The following is a 17,370-nucleotide window of genomic DNA, read 5'->3' as shown; positions in this document are numbered from 1 at the left end:
GCGAGGTGAATGCCTGCACGAACGGAATCTCGGCTGCAGTCGGAATGACGAACAGCGTGCCTGCGACAGCGAACAAAAGCAGCGTCAGAATGGTCATGCCTGTCCTTCGSCSWKGCTCGGSARGCGGCAGGCTGCTGCGGCGCCGCAAGGATGGCGCTGGACCTGATGGGAAGAACGACGGAGGAGGAGACGGCATGAAGATGCATGAGCTTGAGGCCGATGTCCTGATCATCGGCGGAGGTCTTGGAGGGACGGCCGCGGCGCTGGCCGCGGCGCGGGAAGGATGCCGGGTCATCATGACGGAGGAGAGCGACTGGATCGGCGGGCAGCTGACCTCTCAGGCGGTGCCTCCGGACGAGCATCGCTGGATCGAGAGATGCGGCTGCACGTCTTCGTTCCGCGAGCTTCGCGAGCGGATTCGCGCTTATTACCGGGACAACTATCCGCTTACGGAAGCAGCCCGGGCCAACAAGCTGCTCAACCCCGGCAACGGCTGGGTCAGCCGACTGGCGCATGAGCCGCGCGTCGCGCTGTCCGTATTGGAGGCGATGCTGGCTCCATACGTCAACAGCGGCAAGCTGCGGATTCTCAAGGAAACGGCCGCCGTAAGCGCAGAGACGGAGGGAGATCTGGTGTCTTCCGTAACGGTCGCCTGCCGCAGGTCGGACCGCCGCACGGTGCTGCGCGCGCCTTATGTGCTGGATGCGACGGAAGGCGGAGATCTGCTCCCGATGACGGGGACGGAATATTCGGTCGGCTCGGAATCCCGCAGCGAGAGCGGAGAGCCGCATGCGCCGGAGACGGGCGATCCGGAGGATGTGCAGGCGTTCACCCATGTGGCGGCGCTGGAGTACATTCCGGGAGCGGATTTCACGCCGGAGAAGCCTCCGGAGATGTATTCGTACTGGAGGGATCTCGTCCCGCCCTTTTCCCCTTACCCTCTGCTGAGCTGGTTCGCGACCGATGCGGGCGACACGACGAAGAAAAAGGAGTTCACCCTGCTGCCCAACGACAAGGGCGTCACCTCCTTGTGGGACTACCGCCGGATTCTGGATCCCCGCCATCTAGCCTCTCCTCTCTATGATGGCGATCTGTCCCTGCTCAATTGGGCTCAGAACGATTATTATCTGGGCACGATTCTGGATGTTCCTTCGACCGTTAAGGATGATCGGCTCTATGCCGCAAGGCAGCTGACGCTGTCCGTCGTCTACTGGCTGCAGACCGAGGCGCCGCGGCTCGACGGCGGCAAGGGCTGGCCCGGCGTCCGTCTGCGGCCGGACGTGCTGGGGACGAAGGACGGCCTCGCCAAGTCCGTCTACATCCGGGAGTCCCGCCGCATCAAGGCGCTGCAGACGATCACGGAAGCCGACGTCAGCAAGGAGATGCGCGGCAGCGAGGGCATAAGACGGTACGAGGACAGCGTCGGAGTCGGCAGCTACCATCTCGATCTGCATCATACGACCGTGACCTACCGGAGCTTTTACATTCCCAACTATCCGTATGAGATTCCGCTCGGAGCCCTCATCCCGGTGCGGATGAACAACCTGCTTCCCGCCTGCAAGAACATCGGGACGACCCAGATCTCCAACGGCTGCTACCGCCTGCATCCCACGGAATGGAACATCGGCGAAGCGGCCGGAGCGCTCGCTGCCTATTGCCTTCGCACCGGGCTGAGGCCGCGCGAGGTGCACGGAGATGCGGAGCAGCTGGCCGGCTACCAGGAGCTGCTGGCGTCCCGCGGCGTGGAGATGCACTGGCCGGAGGATGTGGAGAAGGAGGTGGTCGAGGGAGCGTGAGGCTTGCGGCTATACGGCTTCATGGAGCAGGATGACATCCGGGCAGGTGAATGACGAGAGCTATAGGAAATGAAACAGGAGCAATCATCAGGCGGGCGAAAAGTTCAGGCTGCGAAAAGAAGCCGGGAACGAGTTTTATGAACATTTTTCCGACAGGCATGAAACCGGATGGAAAAGGGAATCGAAGGAAAGAGCAGCATGGACGATACGGGATATTGGACAATAGGGTCGAAGGGGAAATCCCTTCCGATCCGCCGCTGAAGGAAGCCAGGCTAGAAAACCCATGATCGAACAGGAGGAATTGTTCATGAGATCACATGGTCAAAAGCTTGCGTACAGCCTCGTTGCCGCCAGTCTGCTGCTGGGGGGGACAGTATCCGCTTCGCCGCCCGCCGTTCCCGAATCGGGAGCCGGCCTGCAGGCGATGGCGAAAGACCAGCCGTTCGTTACCGTCCCGATAGAATCGCTCAAGCCGGCCCAGGCCATGGAGAAGCCGGTACTGGCTCCAACGGGCGGCCAGCTCATCCTCAGCGATTCTCCGGAAATGCCGACCGCCCCGGGCGCCTATTACCGGGATCGGGTGACAGGCTCCTTCCGAGTCTTCTACCATCATCTCAACAATACGGGAGCGCCGCTGCAGATCGGCGCCGCGGTGACCAATACGTCGGGCTACACGGTCAAGCTTTACGAGGAAGGCTCGGGAGCGGGAGTGGACTACTACCCGGACGTAGCCGGCCAGATCGCCCTCGCCGCCTTTCTCAAGGATCGCGGCTCGAAGCGGCCGGCGGCCGTGCTGAAGCCGGGGGGAAACCTACTGGCGGACCGCCGAGGTGCCCGCGACGCATACGCTCAGCGGCTTCCTGCAGCTGCGCGCGGAATCCGCTTCCGGCGGCGCCGCGCCGGTGACCGTCACTACGCTGGGCTATGCGATGCGGCCGGCCGATCCGCTCGCCGAGCCTGTGCTGCCGCCCGACCGGCATATCCGCGGCACCTTCCCGCATTACGACCGTACCGGCACGCTGGTCTACAAAACCTCTGCCGGCAACTCCCTGCTTCGGGTCGATTCGTCGCCTACCGGCCAATGGGCCGACTTCATGCCGGGAGAGTACGAGCAAGGCGTGGACGCCACGAGCGGCGCCGCCGTCCTGAACCCCGGCAACTACGGAGTCATCTACGACATGTCGGTCGAGATCGAGAACGACAGCGACGAGCGCCGCACCGTAGGTCGKGCTCCATGGAATGACGCCGATGCCGAGCGCCTTGGCGGCAGGCAGCACCTCGAGCTCCGGCAGGCGGGTCAGCAGGTTGTACTTGTGCTGCTCCGAGACGAGCCCGAGGAAGCCGCGGGCTTTGGCTTCTCCCTGCGCGACCGCGAGATCCCAGCCGGCAAAATTGCTGGAGCCGACGTAGCCGATCTTGCCTTGGGCGACAGCCGTCTCGAAGGAGCCCCAAAGCTCGTCCCAACGGACGCTGCGGTCGATATGATGCATCTGGTACAGCTCGATATGATCCGTCTGCAGGCGGGTCAGCGAGCCCTCCAGATGGCGGCGGATCTTATAGGCAGACAGTCCGGCTTGGCTGTTGGGGCCGTCATGGCTGTCATGCATGTCGCCATAAGCTTTTGTCGCGAGCACGGTCCGTTCCCTGCGGCCGCCTCCCTGGGCGAACCAGCGTCCGAGGATTTCTTCCGTCCGGCCGGAATTCTCTCCCCAGCCGTAAATATTGGCGGTATCGAAAAAGTTGATTCCGGCATCCAGCGCCGCGTCCATGATGGCAAAGGCATCCTTCTCCTCCGTGCCGACTCCGAAATTCATCGTTCCCAGGCACAGGCGGCTCACCTTGAGCCCCGTTCGTCCGAGCGTAGTGTATTCCATCGCTTTCCAACTCCTTTTTCTAGAGAAATGAGGATCAATGGCAAGATGGCTGGCAGACTATTCCTTTATACCATAAATCACTGCTGCGTATAATCTCCGTTGCGAGTAGGCCGGAGGCCGCCGCCGTCCGACGCCGAAAACAACTTTACCGGCAAATTTCAAAATCTCCATCTCCGCATGATCTTACGTTAACAAGAGACCCGTATACTGGAAGACAGACTTATCCACGCCCCAGGAGGTGCCACCGTGACCATGCAGCACGCAGAGCTTCCGCACCGGCAGCCCAAGCTGATGATCCTGTACGCTTCTTATGGAGAAGGCCATCTTCAAGCCGCTCTGGCCGTGAAGGAATCGCTCGCCCGCAAAGGCAACGACCGGACGGTGCTGATCGATCTGATGGCCGAAGCCCACCCGCTGCTCAATGAAATGACCCGTCTCGCCTACCGCTCCAGCTATACGGTCATGCCCGGCTTGTACGGCTGGCTCTACGACCGTACCCGGCCGATGAAGCCGGATTCCAGGCTCGCGGCATGGCTGCATTCTTTCGGACGAAACAAGCTGCGCCAGGTGCTGCTGCGCGAGCGCCCCGACGCGGTGCTCCATACCTTCCCCCTGTTCGCCGGCCTCGCCTTCAAGCAGACGCTTCTTCCCGGCATGCTCGCCGCCGCCGTCGTCACCGATTACGATCTTCATTGCCGCTGGGTGCATCCCGGCATCGACCGCTACTATGTGCCTACCGAGGACTTCGGCCGGGAGCTTCATGCTCTGGGCATCGCCGGCTCGCGCATCTGCGTCAGCGGCATTCCGGTCAAAAAGGGCTTCCGCATGCCGGAGAGCCCCGAGCGGGCGGCGGAGCCGTTCGCCCGCTACGGCCTCGACCCCCGTCTGCCGCTCGTGCTGATCATGGGCGGAGGCAGCGGCGTCATGAGCGGAATCCTCGACGCCTGCAGCCGCCTGCTGAGGATGGACAATCTTCAGATCGCCGTCATCTGCGGACGGAATGAAGCGCTTCGGGCATCGGCCGCCCGAAGGTTCGAGCGGCATCCGGAACGGTCGCGGCTGCATCTGTTCGGCTATGTCGAGACGATGCCCGAGCTTATGCCGCTGGCCTCCTGCCTCGTGACCAAGCCCGGCGGCCTCACGCTGGCCGAAGGGCTGGCCGCCGGGGTTCCTCTGTTCGTCTACCGCCCGGTGCCGGGACAAGAGCTCGGCAACGCCTCCTATCTCGCTTCCAAGGGAGCCGTGGAAATCGTCCGGTCCCCGGCCCGGCTCGCGGAAGAAATCATGAAACTCTTTGCCAGTCCTGAACGTCTTACCGAGAGAAGGTTCGCAAGCTCCTCTCTGGGCCTCCCCGGCGGCGCCGATGCCGTCGCCGAGGATTTGCTATGGCGTCTGGGCGGGTATACTTAATGGCAACAGGCCTTACCAGCCGAGCAAGGAGGAACCCGTACATGAATCGATTCCTGAACCGCTCCCTTGGCATCGGAGGAACCGAGATCCCCCTCTATGCCGTCATTCTTCTGCTCGTGGAATTCGCGCGCGGCGCTGTCCTCATCAGCTTCCTGCCCTTGTACGGCAAGCGTGAGCTCGGACTTACGCTGGATGCGGTAGGTGCCGCCATTACGGCGCATTATCTCACCGATACCGTGCTCAAGATGGCCATCGGCTATTTGCTTGACCGCTTCTCCATCCGTTTTGTCGTCATGGCGGGCATGATCGCATCGATCGCCGGCGTCGTTCTTCTCCCCTTTGCGGACGTTCCCTGGCTGTTCATTCTCGCGGCCGCCATTTACGGAATCGGAATCTCGCCGATCTGGATCGTCTGCCTGACCCAGGTGACAGAGGAACGAAGAGCGGCCCAGATGGGGTTTTTATACATGATTTGGCTCGGGGGACTTGGCGCAGGGCCGATTGTATGTAATATAGTCATGGACCACAGCAGCCGCGCGGCTTATCTGATGATCCTGTCCAGCGTCCTGCTGGCATCTGTTCTGTCGCTCTTCATCAGCGGACAGCAGCGCTCGGCCGTCGAGCGGGTGCCGCTGCGGGAGCAGCTGCCCGCCATGAAGCAGCGCTTGTCCCAGATCAGGCTGCTGCTTCCGGGCATGGTGCTGCAGACGGCCGGCGCAGGCATGCTCGTGACCGTGCTTCCGACGCTGGCCACCGGCCGGCTGGGCCTCACCGGCGCCCAATACTCCCTCCTGCTGACAGCCGGAGGCGTATTCACGCTCGCCGGGCTCGTCCCGTTCGGCAAGCTGTCGGACCGGCTGCGATCGTTCCGCCGCTGGTTTCTCGTCATCGGCTTTTTCGCCGTTGCGGCTGCGCTCTACGCTCTCGCCTACGCTTCGGGCCTCTGGCTGTGCATCGTCATCGCCGCTCTGCTGGGCTTGTCCTACGCAGCCGTCCTGCCGGCATGGAACGCCTTGCTCGCAGCCTATATTCCACCGGGCCAGCAAGGACTCGGCTGGGGTCTGCTCAGCACTGTGGAGGGCATCGGCGGCATGATCGGCCCGGTGCTCGGAGGGCTGATCGCCTCCTGGAGAGGAGAGCCCTTCGTCGTCTGGATCAGCGCCCTGCTGTTCGGACTGATCGGCGTCTGCTACTGTTTTCTTCCGCTGGCCGAAGCCGGCAAGCTCGATCCCAAATAGAACAGGTTGTGTGAAGCATGAGCATCGTCCAGGACTGGATACGCGAAATCAAAACCATGAACCCCCAGCAGCTGGAGCATACGCTGCAGCAATTTTCCTCCTACGGCCCTTTGCCGGGAATTCTGCTGCCGCTCGCCGAGGCATTCATGCCTTTTTTGCCGCTTTTTCTGTTCATTGCGGCAAATGCCAATATTTACGGATTGGGCTGGGGCTTCCTGTATTCCTGGATCGGCGTCTCTGCAGGCTCCATCTGCGTATTCTGGATCGCCCGCTCCATGGGCGGAGGCCTCGGGATGTGGCTGGAGCGCCGCTTTCCGCGCGTGGGCGTATTCTTCGACTGGCTGGAGCGCCGGGGCTTCACGCCGATCTTCCTGCTCGCCTGCTTCCCGTTCTCCCCTTCGGTGCTCGTCAACATCGCATCGGGCCTCAGCAGCGTCCCGTTCCGCACCTTCTTCGTCGCGGTCGTTCTCGGCAAGGCGGTCATGATCTTCATCATCTCCCTGCTGAGCTTCAATATCGGCGATCTGGCGCCATGGCGCATCGTGCTTGCCGTATGCGTCATGGTCATTATGTGGCTGGGCGGAAAAAGACTCGAAACCCGTTACCTGGCTAAATAAGACAAGCCTTGTCCAGCGGAAGGCCTCGGAAAAAGGAGTCGCAGCAGACGGAAATCATTTTCTGTTCGCTGTCGTCCCCAGATTCTCTCCTTTCTGCCGCGGTTGAAATAGGGGATATGGCGCCCTCCGTTTGGCCTCGTCCGGAAGACGGGGCCTTTTGGGCGTTAGTTCCGCTTGCGCAGCTGCGCGGCGGCCAGGCAAGGAAAGCCGGCACTCCCTTCCCCATCAGGCATCTCTTTGACGGCTATGGTCGATATTGGCCGCTTCGGCTCCGATTAGCGGCCGCTTCCCCTACACAAACTGTATAGGCATCTCCCGCGAAAGGAGGATGGCCATGTCCGGCGAACAGCCTTCATTCAAGCAGACCTTCGCGCGCAAAGCCCAGTCGGAAGCAGACCGCTCCGGCAAAGGCAAAGCCGCGGCCAGCGCCAAGCAGTCCGAAGCGGATGCCGCCGCTGTCCGCAAGCACGGCGTCTAACCAGACCCTATACACTCAGGAGGGATCGCATGAGCGAGAAGCCTAGCCATAATGAAATGGAGCCGATCTCGGGTGAGCATGTCGAGGTCGACGGCGTTTATACGAACCAGTGGGGCCGTCAGGAAAAGCTGCAGCGCGGCGATGCCTTCCCCGCGGATCCGATGTGGGGAACGACGGAGTGGAAGCTGGCCGAGCTTGAATTCAGCAACCATCATGCCGGCCATACCGACCCGCGTGAAATCCCGCATGACAGCGCGAACGACCCCGAGAACCACTTGCAGCATCCGCGCCGCCACAAGCACAAAGAGCATCGCGGAGACGAATAAGCGACAAGCAAAAGGCGTACCCTCTTCATAGAGAGTACGCCTTTTTTATGGTGCCGGCCAAGCGGAATTCAGCCGAAGCCGAATGGATCAGTTCTTGATCCGGCTCGGCTCTGCTTCTTCGGAGGCTGCAAGCGCCGGACGGCTGTCCTCCGCTTCCCTGTCCCTGCTGTGCACCTGATCAATGATCTTCTCCAGCCGCCGAAGATGATAGCCGTATTCGAACAGTGCGGCGGCGACGAACACGAGCCGCCGGTGCTGATCCGGATCGTCCCGCAGGTAATCCGTCAGCTGCCGGGCCAGCCGGGTTCCGGTAATCGCTTCCGATGGCACGCAGGCATGCGGCTTGATTTTGCCGTCCAGCTTGAGCAGCAGATGCTCGTGGTACTTGGTCAGCTCCTCGATCTGGGCGTCCAGCTTGACCGCCCAATCCTCCGCTCCGGGAGAGGCGAAGTAATGCTCCTCCACGACGTCCAGCAGGTCGGCTCCCTTGGTGACCGCCTTGATGAGCTGCTTGGCCAGCAGCAGCTGGCGCGCCCGCTCGGCGCGGCTCGAAGCCCGCAGGGAACGCTCGTCCACGAGCACCTTGTAGCGTTCGTCCAGCTTGCCGATCGTCCCGTGCAGCTTGGCCTTCTCGTCGTTGTACACCTGCTCTTTCATTTCGTCGGAGATGGAGGTGCGCAGGAGCAGCGACAGCTGCTGGTAGGATCGGTGCACGTCGCTGTGGAACTGCTTGCGCGGCCTCGGCGGGAAGACGAGCACGTTGACGGCGAAGGCCGCTCCCATGCCGGTCAATACCTGGAGGAAGCGCTCCACGGCGAACGTCCAGCCGGTCGCATTGGCTTCCATGACGGCCACGACGGTTACGAGCGTCAGCCCCACCGTCGATTCCATTTTCAAGCGGATGCTGACGAGTATGACGGCTATGATGACAATGCCGACCGCGATCGGATTGTTGCCGATAAGCTGCACGGCTCCCAGCGCGATCATCGCGCCGAGCAGATTGGTCTGGAATTGGTCGCTCACCTGCTGCCACGAGCGGAAAATGGACGGCTGCAGGGTGAATATGGCTGAAACGGCAGCCAGAATCGGAGAGCTGAACTGGAAGAGCTCGCTCAGGTAGATGGCCAGCGCAACGGCAATGCCGGTTTTTAGCACTCGGGCCCCGATGGTCATAAGGGTTGAAATCCTCCTTCTCAGGCAGGCGAATGGGTATTCTTCTTCTCCTCTTATACCCTGTTGCTCCATTGCCTGTAACGTATCCCATGCCCGCTCGAATTCGGGCAACTGCTATATTGTACATTTTTTTCATTTCAATTTATACCCGGCATCGGCTTGCCTCCCGGTTTGAAACCAGAGCAACATCGCTTGGATCAAAAAAGAAGCGCGGACCGGGCATGAATCCCGATCTGCGCTCCTATCGGCAGGTCCTGCTCCTCGCTCCTCCGCCCCGCCGTCACGAGCCCAGGCTGCCCAGCGAGCTTCTTCTCGCGTCCGCGCAGTAGGGCAGATAGATCTGGAACGAGGTCCCTTCTCCCAGCTCGCTCGCCACCCGGATCCTTCCCTTGTGGTTGTCCACGATCTTGTAGGAAACCATCAGGCCAAGCCCCGTCCCCTTATCCTTGGTCGTATAAAAGGGCTGCCCCATCTTGGACAGCTGCTCCTCGTCGATGCCGGGTCCCTCGTCCTTGACGGTGACGAGCACCTCTTCCTCCCTGAGCTCGGTGGAGATGATGATCTTGCCTCCCTCGACCATGACCTCGATCGCATTTTTGAGCACGTTGATGAACACTTGCTTCACCTGGGGCTCGACGCCGTAAATCCAGAGCGGCTCGGATCCGTATACGGCCTCGATCTCGATGCCGTACAGGGAAGCTTGAGACTCCAGAAGCAGCACGGTGTCGAGCATGGTTTCGCGCACGTCCGTATAATCCATCTCATATACTTGCGGTTTGGACAGCATCAGCAGCTCGCTGACGATATTCTCGATCCGGTTGAGCTCGGATTTCATGATGTCGAAGTAGGGGCTGCCGGAAGTGCGGCCGCTGGCGATCAGCTGCAGAAAGCCTTTCAGCGAGGTGAGCGGATTGCGGATCTCATGCGCGATTCCGGCTGCGAGCTGACCGGCCACATAGAGCTTCTCGGAGTTGATCAGCAGCTCTTCGTTTTTCTTCCGTTCGGATATGTCGCGGATGATGACGATCGCCACCGGCTGGCCGGAGAAGGTCGATTCCGAATGGATCAGCTCCGTGCTGATCGGCCGGCCTCCCAATGTGAACCAGTCCAGCTCGATCGCGACCGCGGGAGCCTGGGGAGACGGCCTGCTTGAAGGCTTGCCTCCGCGCGGATGGCGGGCCAGATGGCTGCGCAGACGCTCGTGGCAGTCCGGACACAGGAACCGGTAGACCGACTTGCCGACCATGTCGGATTCATCCGCCGCCTCGAACATCCTCAGTCCGGAACGGTTCACGAATTCCCACTTGCCTTCGCTGATGACGGCAATCATATCGATGGAATTCTCCACCAGCAGCTTGTAGCGTTCATTGATCAATCCGTAGCGGCGGTCTGCAACCCAGGCGACGATGCTGAAGCTGAAGATGATGACAGTTGCAAGGGCAAGCAGCAGCCCCATGAACATCAGGTACTGGTCGATCCTGGCGGTCGGCTGCTCCGACGAGCCCCGGCCGTAGGAGAGGGACTCGAGGGCGAGCAGATGGAAGGCGATCGCCCCGGTTCCGAAGACGAAGCTGGCCGGAAAACGGCGTTTTCCCCCATGTTTCATATAGACTTGCAAGGAAGAGTAGGTACCGGCCAGCAAGACAGCCAAACCGGCGGCCAGCAGCGATGGATTCAAGTCGAAAAGCCGGACATGGTGCATCAAGACGCACATGTAGTGCATGAAAGCGACAGAAGAGGCGATAATCAGGGAAGAAGCCCCCAGCCGGAGCTTGCTTGTCCCCCCTTCTCCAAGCAGCAGAAAGGCGGAATAAGCCGCTCCTCCCAGCAGGAACAACGCCAGGAAGGATTCCGCCGTAATCGATACCAGGTAATTGGAAGCCAGCATGGCGACGAAATGCATGGACCATACGCCGAGGGCGAATACGGCTGAAGAGCCGAGAAACCAGTAATGGCGGAACGGGCGGCGGCTGTTCAAATTACCAACCATGCTGAACATCGTATAGGCGGAGAAGACGATGATCGTATAAGCTAAGGACATGTAGAAGGCATGGTCAAGCTGCATCGTCGAAATCATCCCGTTCTGTATAAGAAATGGGCTGCAAAAAAATGGATTTCGCCTTGAAATTCGACGTACCCGCGAAAAATCCTTTTGGAATGAAGAATCGTCTTTTTGACGATGCCGTTCCATCCGTTCACCGCAGCAGCAGATGAAAGGAATCCGCCCATGAAAAAAGAACTGTTCGATATTTTCGATGACAGCTGGACCCGCATCGGAACAGCCACCCGCGCCGAAACGCACCGGCTCGGCCTGCGCCACCGCTCCTTCCATTGCTGGCTCGTCCGCGGCTCCGGCGAAGGCGCCCTCATCCGCTTTCAGAAGCGGCGGGAAAGCAAGGATACCTATCCCGGCTTGTACGATATTACGGCCGCCGGCCATCTGTCCGCAGGGGAAGATATCCGCGATGCCGTCCGCGAGCTTGAGGAGGAGCTTGGAATCTCCGCCGCCTTTGAGGACCTGCTGCCGCTAGGCTATTCGATTGAAAGGTCGGAGGGAATAGCGGGAGGCGTCCCTTTCGTGGACCACGAGCGCTCGGAGGAGTTCGCCCTCCGCTGCTCCCTCCCCCTTCTGGAGCACCGGCTCCAGCATGAGGAGGTGGCCGGCATTTACGAGGCGCCGGCCGAGGGACTGATCGGCTTGTTCGAAGGCAGGCTGGAGGCGCTATCCGTTCAGGGAGCCGAATGGCCGGAGCTCGCAGGCGCGGGGGCGGATACGGCCCTATCCGAAACCGGGCTTGTGCCGGTCACCCGGAAAATCCGCTCGGAGGACTTCGTTCCTCGTCCGGCCGGTTACTACGCCTCGCTGTTCAGGCGTCTCAGCGAGCTTCCTTGAACCAAAAAGCCTTGCCTTCTCCATCGGGAGCCGGCAAGGCTTTTTGGGCAATGCGACGCCGTTCAGGGCTTTGGCGGTTTTGTTAGACCTGGCGGCTTTTTGCAGCCCTGGCGGTTTTCAGGGCTTTGGCGGCTTTGCGGGCGGCAGGTGCAGCCGCCTTCCGGGCGGATCCCGCAGCCGCTTTGCGGGCGGATCCTGCAGCCGCCTTCCGGGCGGATCCTGCACCCGCTTTGCGGGCGCCTCCGCGTCTGGAAGCTTTCTTGCGGACATTTCCCGCCGGAACGACGCTGCTCAGCAGGCCGGGAATCGGTCCCGGGGCTCCCGGCCCGGGCACTCCGCCTCCGAAGCCGCTCAAGCCGGGCATTCCAGGCATTCCAGGCATTCCAGGCATTCCAGGCATTCCAGGCATTCCAGGCATTCCAGGCATTCCAGGCATTGTCCCCATACCTTGCATTCCGGGCATTCCAGGCATTGTTCCCATACCTTGCATTCCTGGCATGAAGCCGGGCTGCGGCGATAGGCCTCCCGGTAATCCGCCCGCACCCTGGCTCCGCTGCCAGTTGGAGTACCAGTTGTCGATCAGTCCGTGGATCTGGTAGAAGTAGGTCGAGCGAGGGGCAATATCCAGATCCCGCAGGATAGGCTCGCCCAGCACCTCGGAGCCGGCATCGTGGATGCAGGCGTGGATATGCTCGATAAAGCGGCCCAGATCGTCCGACGTCGCAAAGGATTGCGGCTGGTAACGGACGCGCATCTCGCCGTTCCCGTCGTAACAGGAGGACATGCGGATGCCTTGCGGAACTTCGCTCCACGGAGCCACCAGCGACATGTCGAGCCCTTGGCCGCGGTACCAGTCGAGCACCTTGCGGATATATTGCCGGTGGAAGCTCAGGAACTTGTCTCCCCATCCAATCGGAGGATTGTCGTTGTCCATGACATGGTTGGCATGATGCCACCGGCGGTGTTCTTCAAGCAGATCGCTTGGAAAATTGGGAATAATCATCGTGGAAGGCCCTCCCTGGTCCATAGGTTGCTACCACAGGATATGCAGCCGCCCTCGGGCTAGTGCCTTCCGCTCCGGACTGCTCCGGTGAATTCCACTCGGCTCCGGTCCGCTCCGGTCAGCTTCGGTCAGCTTCGGTCGTCGTAATAACGATGCTCGGCGTGCATCCGCCCGCCCGATAGTTCAAGAATTCCGTAAGAATAGCGGGGCTGGCGCCTCTTCTGGACCGGAGATCCGGGGTTGAACAGGAGCAGGTCTCCCTCCCGCTTGCTGTAAGGGGCATGGGAGTGGCCGAACAGAATCAGGCCGACCCCCTCGTCAGGAAAATTCGACCGCGCCTTCTGCTCCGTCCATCGGCCTTGGCCCAGGTCGCCGTGCACGATGCCGATCCGGCAGCCTGCGAGCTCGATCAGCTTGCGCCTGCCGTAGCGGCGCACGAGCTCGGGGCCGTCATTGTTGCCCGCGACTCCGTCTACCGGCGCGATGTCCTCCAGCAGGCCGGCGACGCGGGGATGCGTCCAATCTCCGGCATGCAGGATATAGTCCACTCCGCGCAGCCCTTCCACAAGCGCATCCGGAAGCTTGGATGCCGAAGCGCCAAGATGCGTATCCGATACGAGTCCAATCCGCATGAGTCCGTCCCCTTTCTTTCGCAGCTTCGGTTCCAGCTTAGCACAAATAAGATCCTTCCCGATACGCTTCAGGAACGCTTTGATCGCCGCATCGATTCGTATTCGGCCGGGCCGCTCTGGTACAATAAGAAGACCGCTACCGCGGCATCCGAACAAGAACAAGGGGGATCGAGCAGACCCGCCGGCGCTGCTCCGGCAAGAGGGCTGCATTCGCCATGAGCCATAACCTACCCAATAAGCTTCGCGAAGCCGCCGCCCATCTGGAGAACCGCTTCCAGGAACGGGAGGAGCTGATCCGCGTTCTCCTGCTGGCGCTGATGAGCGGCGAACATCTGATGCTGGTCGGGCCTCCAGGCTCGGCCAAGTCCCAGCTCGCCCGGAGCGCTGCCGCCCTGTTCGGCAGCAGCCGCAGCTTCGATTATTTGCTGACCCGGTTCACGACGCCCGACGAGCTGTTCGGCCCCGTCTCCCTGCAGCAGCTCAAGCAGGACCGCTACGTCCGCCAGACGCAGGGTTATTTGCCCGAGGCCCGCTTCGCCTTCCTCGATGAGATCTTCAAGGCGAGCAGCGCCATCCTGAACTCGCTGCTCTCGATTCTGAACGAGCGGATCTTCTACAATGGGGCGGAAGCCAAGGAAGTGCCTCTGCTCTCGCTCATAGCTGCGTCCAACGAGCTGCCGGAGGAGCAGGAAGGGCTCGCCGCCCTCTACGACCGCTTCCTCTTCCGCTACGAAACCCGCTATCTCCAGCAGATCGCCAGCTTCGAGCGGATGTTCCAGGGGCCGGATACGCCCCCGCCCGCCCTGCTCGATGCCGGCGATGTCCGGCGCATCCAGGACTCCGCCTCCGGGGTCGCCCTGCCTGAGCCGGTGCTCGTCATGCTGTTCCGGCTCAAGACGCTGATGGAAGAAAAGGAATACATCCTGTCGGACCGCCGCTGGCGCCGGATCGGCCGCACTTGGCAGGTAAGCGCCGCTATCCATGGCCGCGATGCCGTCAGCGTCTGGGATACGGTGCTGACTCCGCATCTGCTCTGGGACTTCCCCGAGGACCTCGAGGAGCTGCGCGGCATTTTTGCCGGCGTCTGGCAGGAGCTGCTGGCCAAGGAAATGGACAAGGAGCTGCCTCTGGCCTCCTACCGCGATACGCTCCAGAAATGGCTGTCCCGCGAGGAAGAGCTGAGCGGCTTCCAGTTCCGCAAAGAGGTCGGCTCTTCCCTCGGCCGCACGCAGGCGGAACGGCTCGCTTCGATGACGGACGAGGCGAGGAGCGAGCTTGAGGAAACCGCCCGTTCCTTGCAAGGACGTCTAGTCGCCTGGCAGGAGAAGGAGAAGCAGCTGCCCGCATGGATCGAGTCGCAATCGGTGTTCATCCTGCATGCCGATGAATACGCTGTCCGCTTCACGCATCTGCGCATCGGAGGCGAGAAGGTTCTCCAGCAGCTCCAGGGGTTGTACCGCACTTTGTTCGACAAGGATATTCCCGGCGTTTCCTATGACTATACCCTTTGACGGCAACCGGAAGGAGGCAGGCCGATGCTGATTCGCAGCGCCCGGGTAGACCGCTATCAGTTCGACGCGTTCGTCCGCTCCTCGCGGACCGCCCGCGAATGGATGAAGGAGGCCGAACGGCAAGCCCCATGGTTCGATCTGGAGCTGTTCGCCGATTTCTTCATGAGCTTCTATCTGGCGGAGCCCGTATTCGAGCATCCCGTCGGAGGCGATCCGTTCCATCGCTGGATGCTCGCCTCCCTGCGGCGGCAGCATTTCTACCGCCTCATCCATCCGCAGACGATCGGCGAAGTGAATGCCTCGTTCAAGACGGCGCTCAAGGCGCTGTCCTGGCTGGCGGAATCCTACGAGGAGGAGGCGAAGCGGCGGGAACGGGAGAAAAGGCCGATCCTGTCGGCCGGCGAGCAGGACAAGGGCCCCGGAGGCAGCGAGGCTGCCGGGGAGCTGCAAGAGCGGCTCAGCGAGCGCCAGCTGGAGCAGCTGCAGCTCGTCGGCTACCGGCTCCAGCAGGGCCGGCGCACGGTAGAGGACAAGCAGCGCGAGCAGGACAGCCGCCCGCTGGACCTCGAGGAGCGCCGCGCCTTGCGTCAGCGGGTCGATGAGCTGCGCGAGGCGATGCGAACCGACTTCCTGCGCCGCGACAAGCTGAGGGCCAAGCTGTCCAAGGCCGAAGCCGAGCTGCAGCAGCTGGAACGCCGTCTGTCCCGTGTCAGCGCCCGCGAGGCGGCGGCCATGCAGCGCATCGAGGATGAGCTCGGCGATTGGCTCGGCCAGTCGCTGCGGGGGCTCGCTGGAGCGGGAGAGCCGGGACAGCGGCGACATCTTCGGACTCATGCAGGCGAGCCAGCGGCTGGCCAACCGGCGCTGGGGAAGCGAGCTCGGCCGCCTGCGGCGCCAGACGTTCGAGGAATACAGCCGCTGGATCGAGCAGCTGCGGGGCCGCAAGGATCTGCTCGCTTTTCTGGAGGATGTCGGCCGCAGCGTGCACTCCCTGAAAGCTATGCGCAAGAAAGCCTCCTCGCTGCGCGTCCATGAAGCTTATGGAGGACTGGAGCTCGCCGGCGACATCGCCCGCATGCTTCCGGGAGAAGCAAGCCTGCTTGCCGATCCCGACTTCGAGCCCTATTTCCTGATGAAGCTGCTGGACCGCAAGCTGCTCGCCTATTCTCCGGAAGGAGAGGCCGAGGAATCCCAGCGCGGCCCGGTCATCTGCATGATGGATACTTCCCATTCCATGCGCGGGTCCAAGCTTCGTCTCGTCCAGGTGTTCACGGCCGCGTTCGCCGCATTCGCGCTGGCGGAACGCAGGGACTTCACGCTGCTGCTGTTCGGCGCGAAGGGCGAGGTCATCGAGCATCGCCTCTATCATCAGCGGCCCGACTGGGACCGTTTCTACGGCATGGCCTCCCTCGCTTATGGCGGCGGTACGAACTTCGACGCTCCCCTCGCGAGAGGCATCGACATCGTGGAGCATGTCCGCGGATTTGCCGCCGCCGATTTTGTCATGCTGACCGACGGCGTCGGCGAGATAACTCCCCCGCTGCGGGAGCGTCTCGCACGGCTCTCCGCCCGCAGGAGCGTACGCCTCCATACGCTGATTGTCGGCTCGGCAAGGCAGCATCTTGCCGCGGAATATGATATTCTAGGAGTTTCCCACGTGGTCCGCTTCGCTCAGGCCTGGGATTCCCGCGATGCCGAAGCAGGGAGCCTCCTGCTCGACGTATTCGCCGCAGCGGGCGATAAGCGGGAGAGCCGCCGGCGGAGACTGCTCTTTTGATTCCCAAAGCAAAGAGGCTGCGCTTGCGCGCAGCCTCTGTCTTCTATTCTTCCGCCGTCCTTGCCGCCCGCCGCCTTGAACTGCGTTCAGCGGGTCGCCAGCCATGCCGCGCAGGCCGCCCAAAACGGCAGCGACAGAGCCAGTCCGTTCAACAATCCGGTCAGCAAATGGCCTTCCCGTCGAATCATGAGACATCTCTCCCTGTTTTCCGTAATGGATACATTATGGCCCTTGCGGCCGCCATTTAGACGGAGCTTGGTTGACTTGTCTTACCCCGTGAAGCGTTTTCACAAACTTCGCGTCCGGTCTGCCGGGCGATTGAATCTATTCTATGCAAAGAGGTGACTCGTTATGATCTGCCGAAGCGGCTGCGCCGCCTGCTGCATCGCCCCTTCGATCTCGTCTCCGATTCCGGGCATGCCTGACGGCAAGCCCGCCGGAGTTCCCTGCGTGCAGCTGCTGCCGGATCTGCGCTGCGCCCTGTTCGGCAAGCCCGACAGGCCTGCCGTATGCGGAGAGCTTCATGCAGCAGCCGATATGTGCGGCGATTCCCGCGACGATGCCCTCGCCTATCTGGAATGGCTCGAAAAAGCTACCGCTCCCGGCGCATGACGACCGGGAGCTTTTGTCGGAAAAAATAAA

16 protein-coding genes are annotated in these 17,370 nt (G+C 61.7%); 10 read left to right on the top strand and 6 right to left on the bottom strand.

What is annotated here, in order from left to right; all coding sequences use genetic code 11:
* Positions 1-194: 194 nt before the first annotated feature.
* A complete protein-coding gene (locus BN871_RS13260) occupies positions 195-1,796 on the top strand; it encodes an FAD-dependent oxidoreductase (RefSeq protein WP_048746533.1) in 1,602 nt (533 codons plus the stop codon).
* A gap of 321 nt (positions 1,797-2,117) precedes the next feature.
* On the opposite strand, the gene BN871_RS13255 is transcribed toward BN871_RS13260, so the two are convergent.
* Positions 2,118-2,321: a hypothetical protein gene (locus BN871_RS13255; protein ID WP_048746521.1), complete on the bottom strand. Its 204-nt coding sequence runs from the start codon at positions 2,319-2,321 to the stop codon at positions 2,118-2,120.
* A gap of 233 nt (positions 2,322-2,554) precedes the next feature.
* A complete protein-coding gene (locus BN871_RS13250) occupies positions 2,555-3,670 on the bottom strand; it encodes an aldo/keto reductase (RefSeq protein ID WP_232313016.1) in 1,116 nt (371 codons plus the stop codon).
* 252 nt (positions 3,671-3,922) lie between these two features.
* Between BN871_RS13250 and BN871_RS13245 the strand changes: the two genes are divergently transcribed.
* From BN871_RS13245 to BN871_RS13230, 5 genes are all read left to right on the top strand, one after another.
* Positions 3,923-5,080 (top strand): MGDG synthase family glycosyltransferase, encoded by a 1,158-nt coding sequence (locus BN871_RS13245; RefSeq protein ID WP_048746518.1) that lies wholly within the window; start codon positions 3,923-3,925, stop codon positions 5,078-5,080.
* Positions 5,081-5,121: 41 nt separating this feature from the next.
* A complete protein-coding gene (locus tag BN871_RS13240; RefSeq protein WP_048746516.1) occupies positions 5,122-6,318 on the top strand; it encodes an MFS transporter in 1,197 nt (398 codons plus the stop codon).
* 17 nt (positions 6,319-6,335) lie between these two features.
* On the top strand, positions 6,336-6,935 hold the full coding sequence (locus BN871_RS13235) for a TVP38/TMEM64 family protein (protein WP_021879328.1): 600 nt from the start codon (positions 6,336-6,338) through the stop codon (positions 6,933-6,935).
* A gap of 334 nt (positions 6,936-7,269) precedes the next feature.
* Positions 7,270-7,413 (top strand): hypothetical protein, encoded by a 144-nt coding sequence (locus BN871_RS28385; protein ID WP_021879327.1) that lies wholly within the window; start codon positions 7,270-7,272, stop codon positions 7,411-7,413.
* A 29-nt stretch (positions 7,414-7,442) separates the two neighbouring features.
* Complete coding sequence (locus BN871_RS13230) at positions 7,443-7,739, top strand: hypothetical protein (RefSeq protein ID WP_021879326.1); 297 nt, start codon at positions 7,443-7,445, stop codon at positions 7,737-7,739.
* Between the two features lie 87 nt (positions 7,740-7,826).
* On the opposite strand, the gene BN871_RS13225 is transcribed toward BN871_RS13230, so the two are convergent.
* Positions 7,827-8,912, bottom strand: coding sequence for an aromatic acid exporter family protein (locus BN871_RS13225; protein WP_048746514.1), 1,086 nt, complete (start codon positions 8,910-8,912; stop codon positions 7,827-7,829).
* Positions 8,913-9,192: 280 nt separating this feature from the next.
* Positions 9,193-10,977 (bottom strand): ATP-binding protein, encoded by a 1,785-nt coding sequence (locus BN871_RS13220; RefSeq protein WP_048746513.1) that lies wholly within the window; start codon positions 10,975-10,977, stop codon positions 9,193-9,195.
* Between the two features lie 162 nt (positions 10,978-11,139).
* Between BN871_RS13220 and BN871_RS13215 the strand changes: the two genes are divergently transcribed.
* Complete coding sequence (locus BN871_RS13215; RefSeq protein ID WP_048746511.1) at positions 11,140-11,805, top strand: NUDIX domain-containing protein; 666 nt, start codon at positions 11,140-11,142, stop codon at positions 11,803-11,805.
* Between the two features lie 82 nt (positions 11,806-11,887).
* Here BN871_RS13215 and BN871_RS27705 read toward each other — a convergent pair whose 3' ends face one another.
* Both BN871_RS27705 and BN871_RS13205 read right to left on the bottom strand, forming a co-directional pair.
* Positions 11,888-12,808, bottom strand: a complete 921-nt coding sequence (locus BN871_RS27705) for a hypothetical protein (protein WP_053086978.1) — start codon at positions 12,806-12,808, stop codon at positions 11,888-11,890.
* A gap of 128 nt (positions 12,809-12,936) precedes the next feature.
* On the bottom strand, positions 12,937-13,440 hold the full coding sequence (locus BN871_RS13205) for a metallophosphoesterase family protein (protein WP_048746509.1): 504 nt from the start codon (positions 13,438-13,440) through the stop codon (positions 12,937-12,939).
* A gap of 215 nt (positions 13,441-13,655) precedes the next feature.
* Between BN871_RS13205 and BN871_RS13200 the strand changes: the two genes are divergently transcribed.
* The 3 genes from BN871_RS13200 to BN871_RS13190 all read left to right on the top strand — a co-directional run bounded on the left by BN871_RS13200 (position 13,656) and on the right by BN871_RS13190 (position 17,340).
* The gene (locus BN871_RS13200) at positions 13,656-14,951 is read left to right on the top strand and encodes an AAA family ATPase (protein ID WP_048746508.1); all 1,296 of its coding nucleotides are present in this window, start codon (positions 13,656-13,658) and stop codon (positions 14,949-14,951) included.
* Between the two features lie 748 nt (positions 14,952-15,699).
* Positions 15,700-16,728 (top strand): hypothetical protein, encoded by a 1,029-nt coding sequence (locus BN871_RS29915; protein WP_332310217.1) that lies wholly within the window; start codon positions 15,700-15,702, stop codon positions 16,726-16,728.
* A 351-nt stretch (positions 16,729-17,079) separates the two neighbouring features.
* The gene (locus BN871_RS13190) at positions 17,080-17,340 is read left to right on the top strand and encodes a zinc/iron-chelating domain-containing protein (protein WP_021879320.1); all 261 of its coding nucleotides are present in this window, start codon (positions 17,080-17,082) and stop codon (positions 17,338-17,340) included.
* Positions 17,341-17,370: the final 30 nt, after the last annotated feature.

Source organism: Paenibacillus sp. P22 (assembly GCF_000469945.2).
Classification (GTDB): Bacteria; Bacillota; Bacilli; order Paenibacillales; family Paenibacillaceae; genus Paenibacillus_O; species Paenibacillus_O humicus.
The sequence above is the reverse complement of the archived record's forward strand: the minus strand, read 5'-3'. Positions and strand labels throughout refer to the sequence as shown.

Coding starts and splice junctions, on each gene's coding strand:
- BN871_RS13260 (WP_048746533.1), top strand. CDS start 195: ATGAAGATGCATGAGCTTGAGGCCGATGTCCTGATCATCGGCGGAGGT.
- BN871_RS13255 (WP_048746521.1), bottom strand. CDS start 2,321: ATGAGCTGGCCGCCCGTTGGAGCCAGTACCGGCTTCTCCATGGCCTGG.
- BN871_RS13245 (WP_048746518.1), top strand. CDS start 3,923: ATGCAGCACGCAGAGCTTCCGCACCGGCAGCCCAAGCTGATGATCCTG.
- BN871_RS13240 (WP_048746516.1), top strand. CDS start 5,122: ATGAATCGATTCCTGAACCGCTCCCTTGGCATCGGAGGAACCGAGATC.
- BN871_RS13235 (WP_021879328.1), top strand. CDS start 6,336: ATGAGCATCGTCCAGGACTGGATACGCGAAATCAAAACCATGAACCCC.
- BN871_RS28385 (WP_021879327.1), top strand. CDS start 7,270: ATGTCCGGCGAACAGCCTTCATTCAAGCAGACCTTCGCGCGCAAAGCC.
- BN871_RS13230 (WP_021879326.1), top strand. CDS start 7,443: ATGAGCGAGAAGCCTAGCCATAATGAAATGGAGCCGATCTCGGGTGAG.
- BN871_RS13225 (WP_048746514.1), bottom strand. CDS start 8,912: ATGACCATCGGGGCCCGAGTGCTAAAAACCGGCATTGCCGTTGCGCTG.
- BN871_RS13220 (WP_048746513.1), bottom strand. CDS start 10,977: ATGCAGCTTGACCATGCCTTCTACATGTCCTTAGCTTATACGATCATC.
- BN871_RS13215 (WP_048746511.1), top strand. CDS start 11,140: ATGAAAAAAGAACTGTTCGATATTTTCGATGACAGCTGGACCCGCATC.
- BN871_RS27705 (WP_053086978.1), bottom strand. CDS start 12,808: ATGATTATTCCCAATTTTCCAAGCGATCTGCTTGAAGAACACCGCCGG.
- BN871_RS13205 (WP_048746509.1), bottom strand. CDS start 13,440: ATGCGGATTGGACTCGTATCGGATACGCATCTTGGCGCTTCGGCATCC.
- BN871_RS13200 (WP_048746508.1), top strand. CDS start 13,656: ATGAGCCATAACCTACCCAATAAGCTTCGCGAAGCCGCCGCCCATCTG.
- BN871_RS29915 (WP_332310217.1), top strand. CDS start 15,700: ATGAGCTCGGCGATTGGCTCGGCCAGTCGCTGCGGGGGCTCGCTGGAG.
- BN871_RS13190 (WP_021879320.1), top strand. CDS start 17,080: ATGATCTGCCGAAGCGGCTGCGCCGCCTGCTGCATCGCCCCTTCGATC.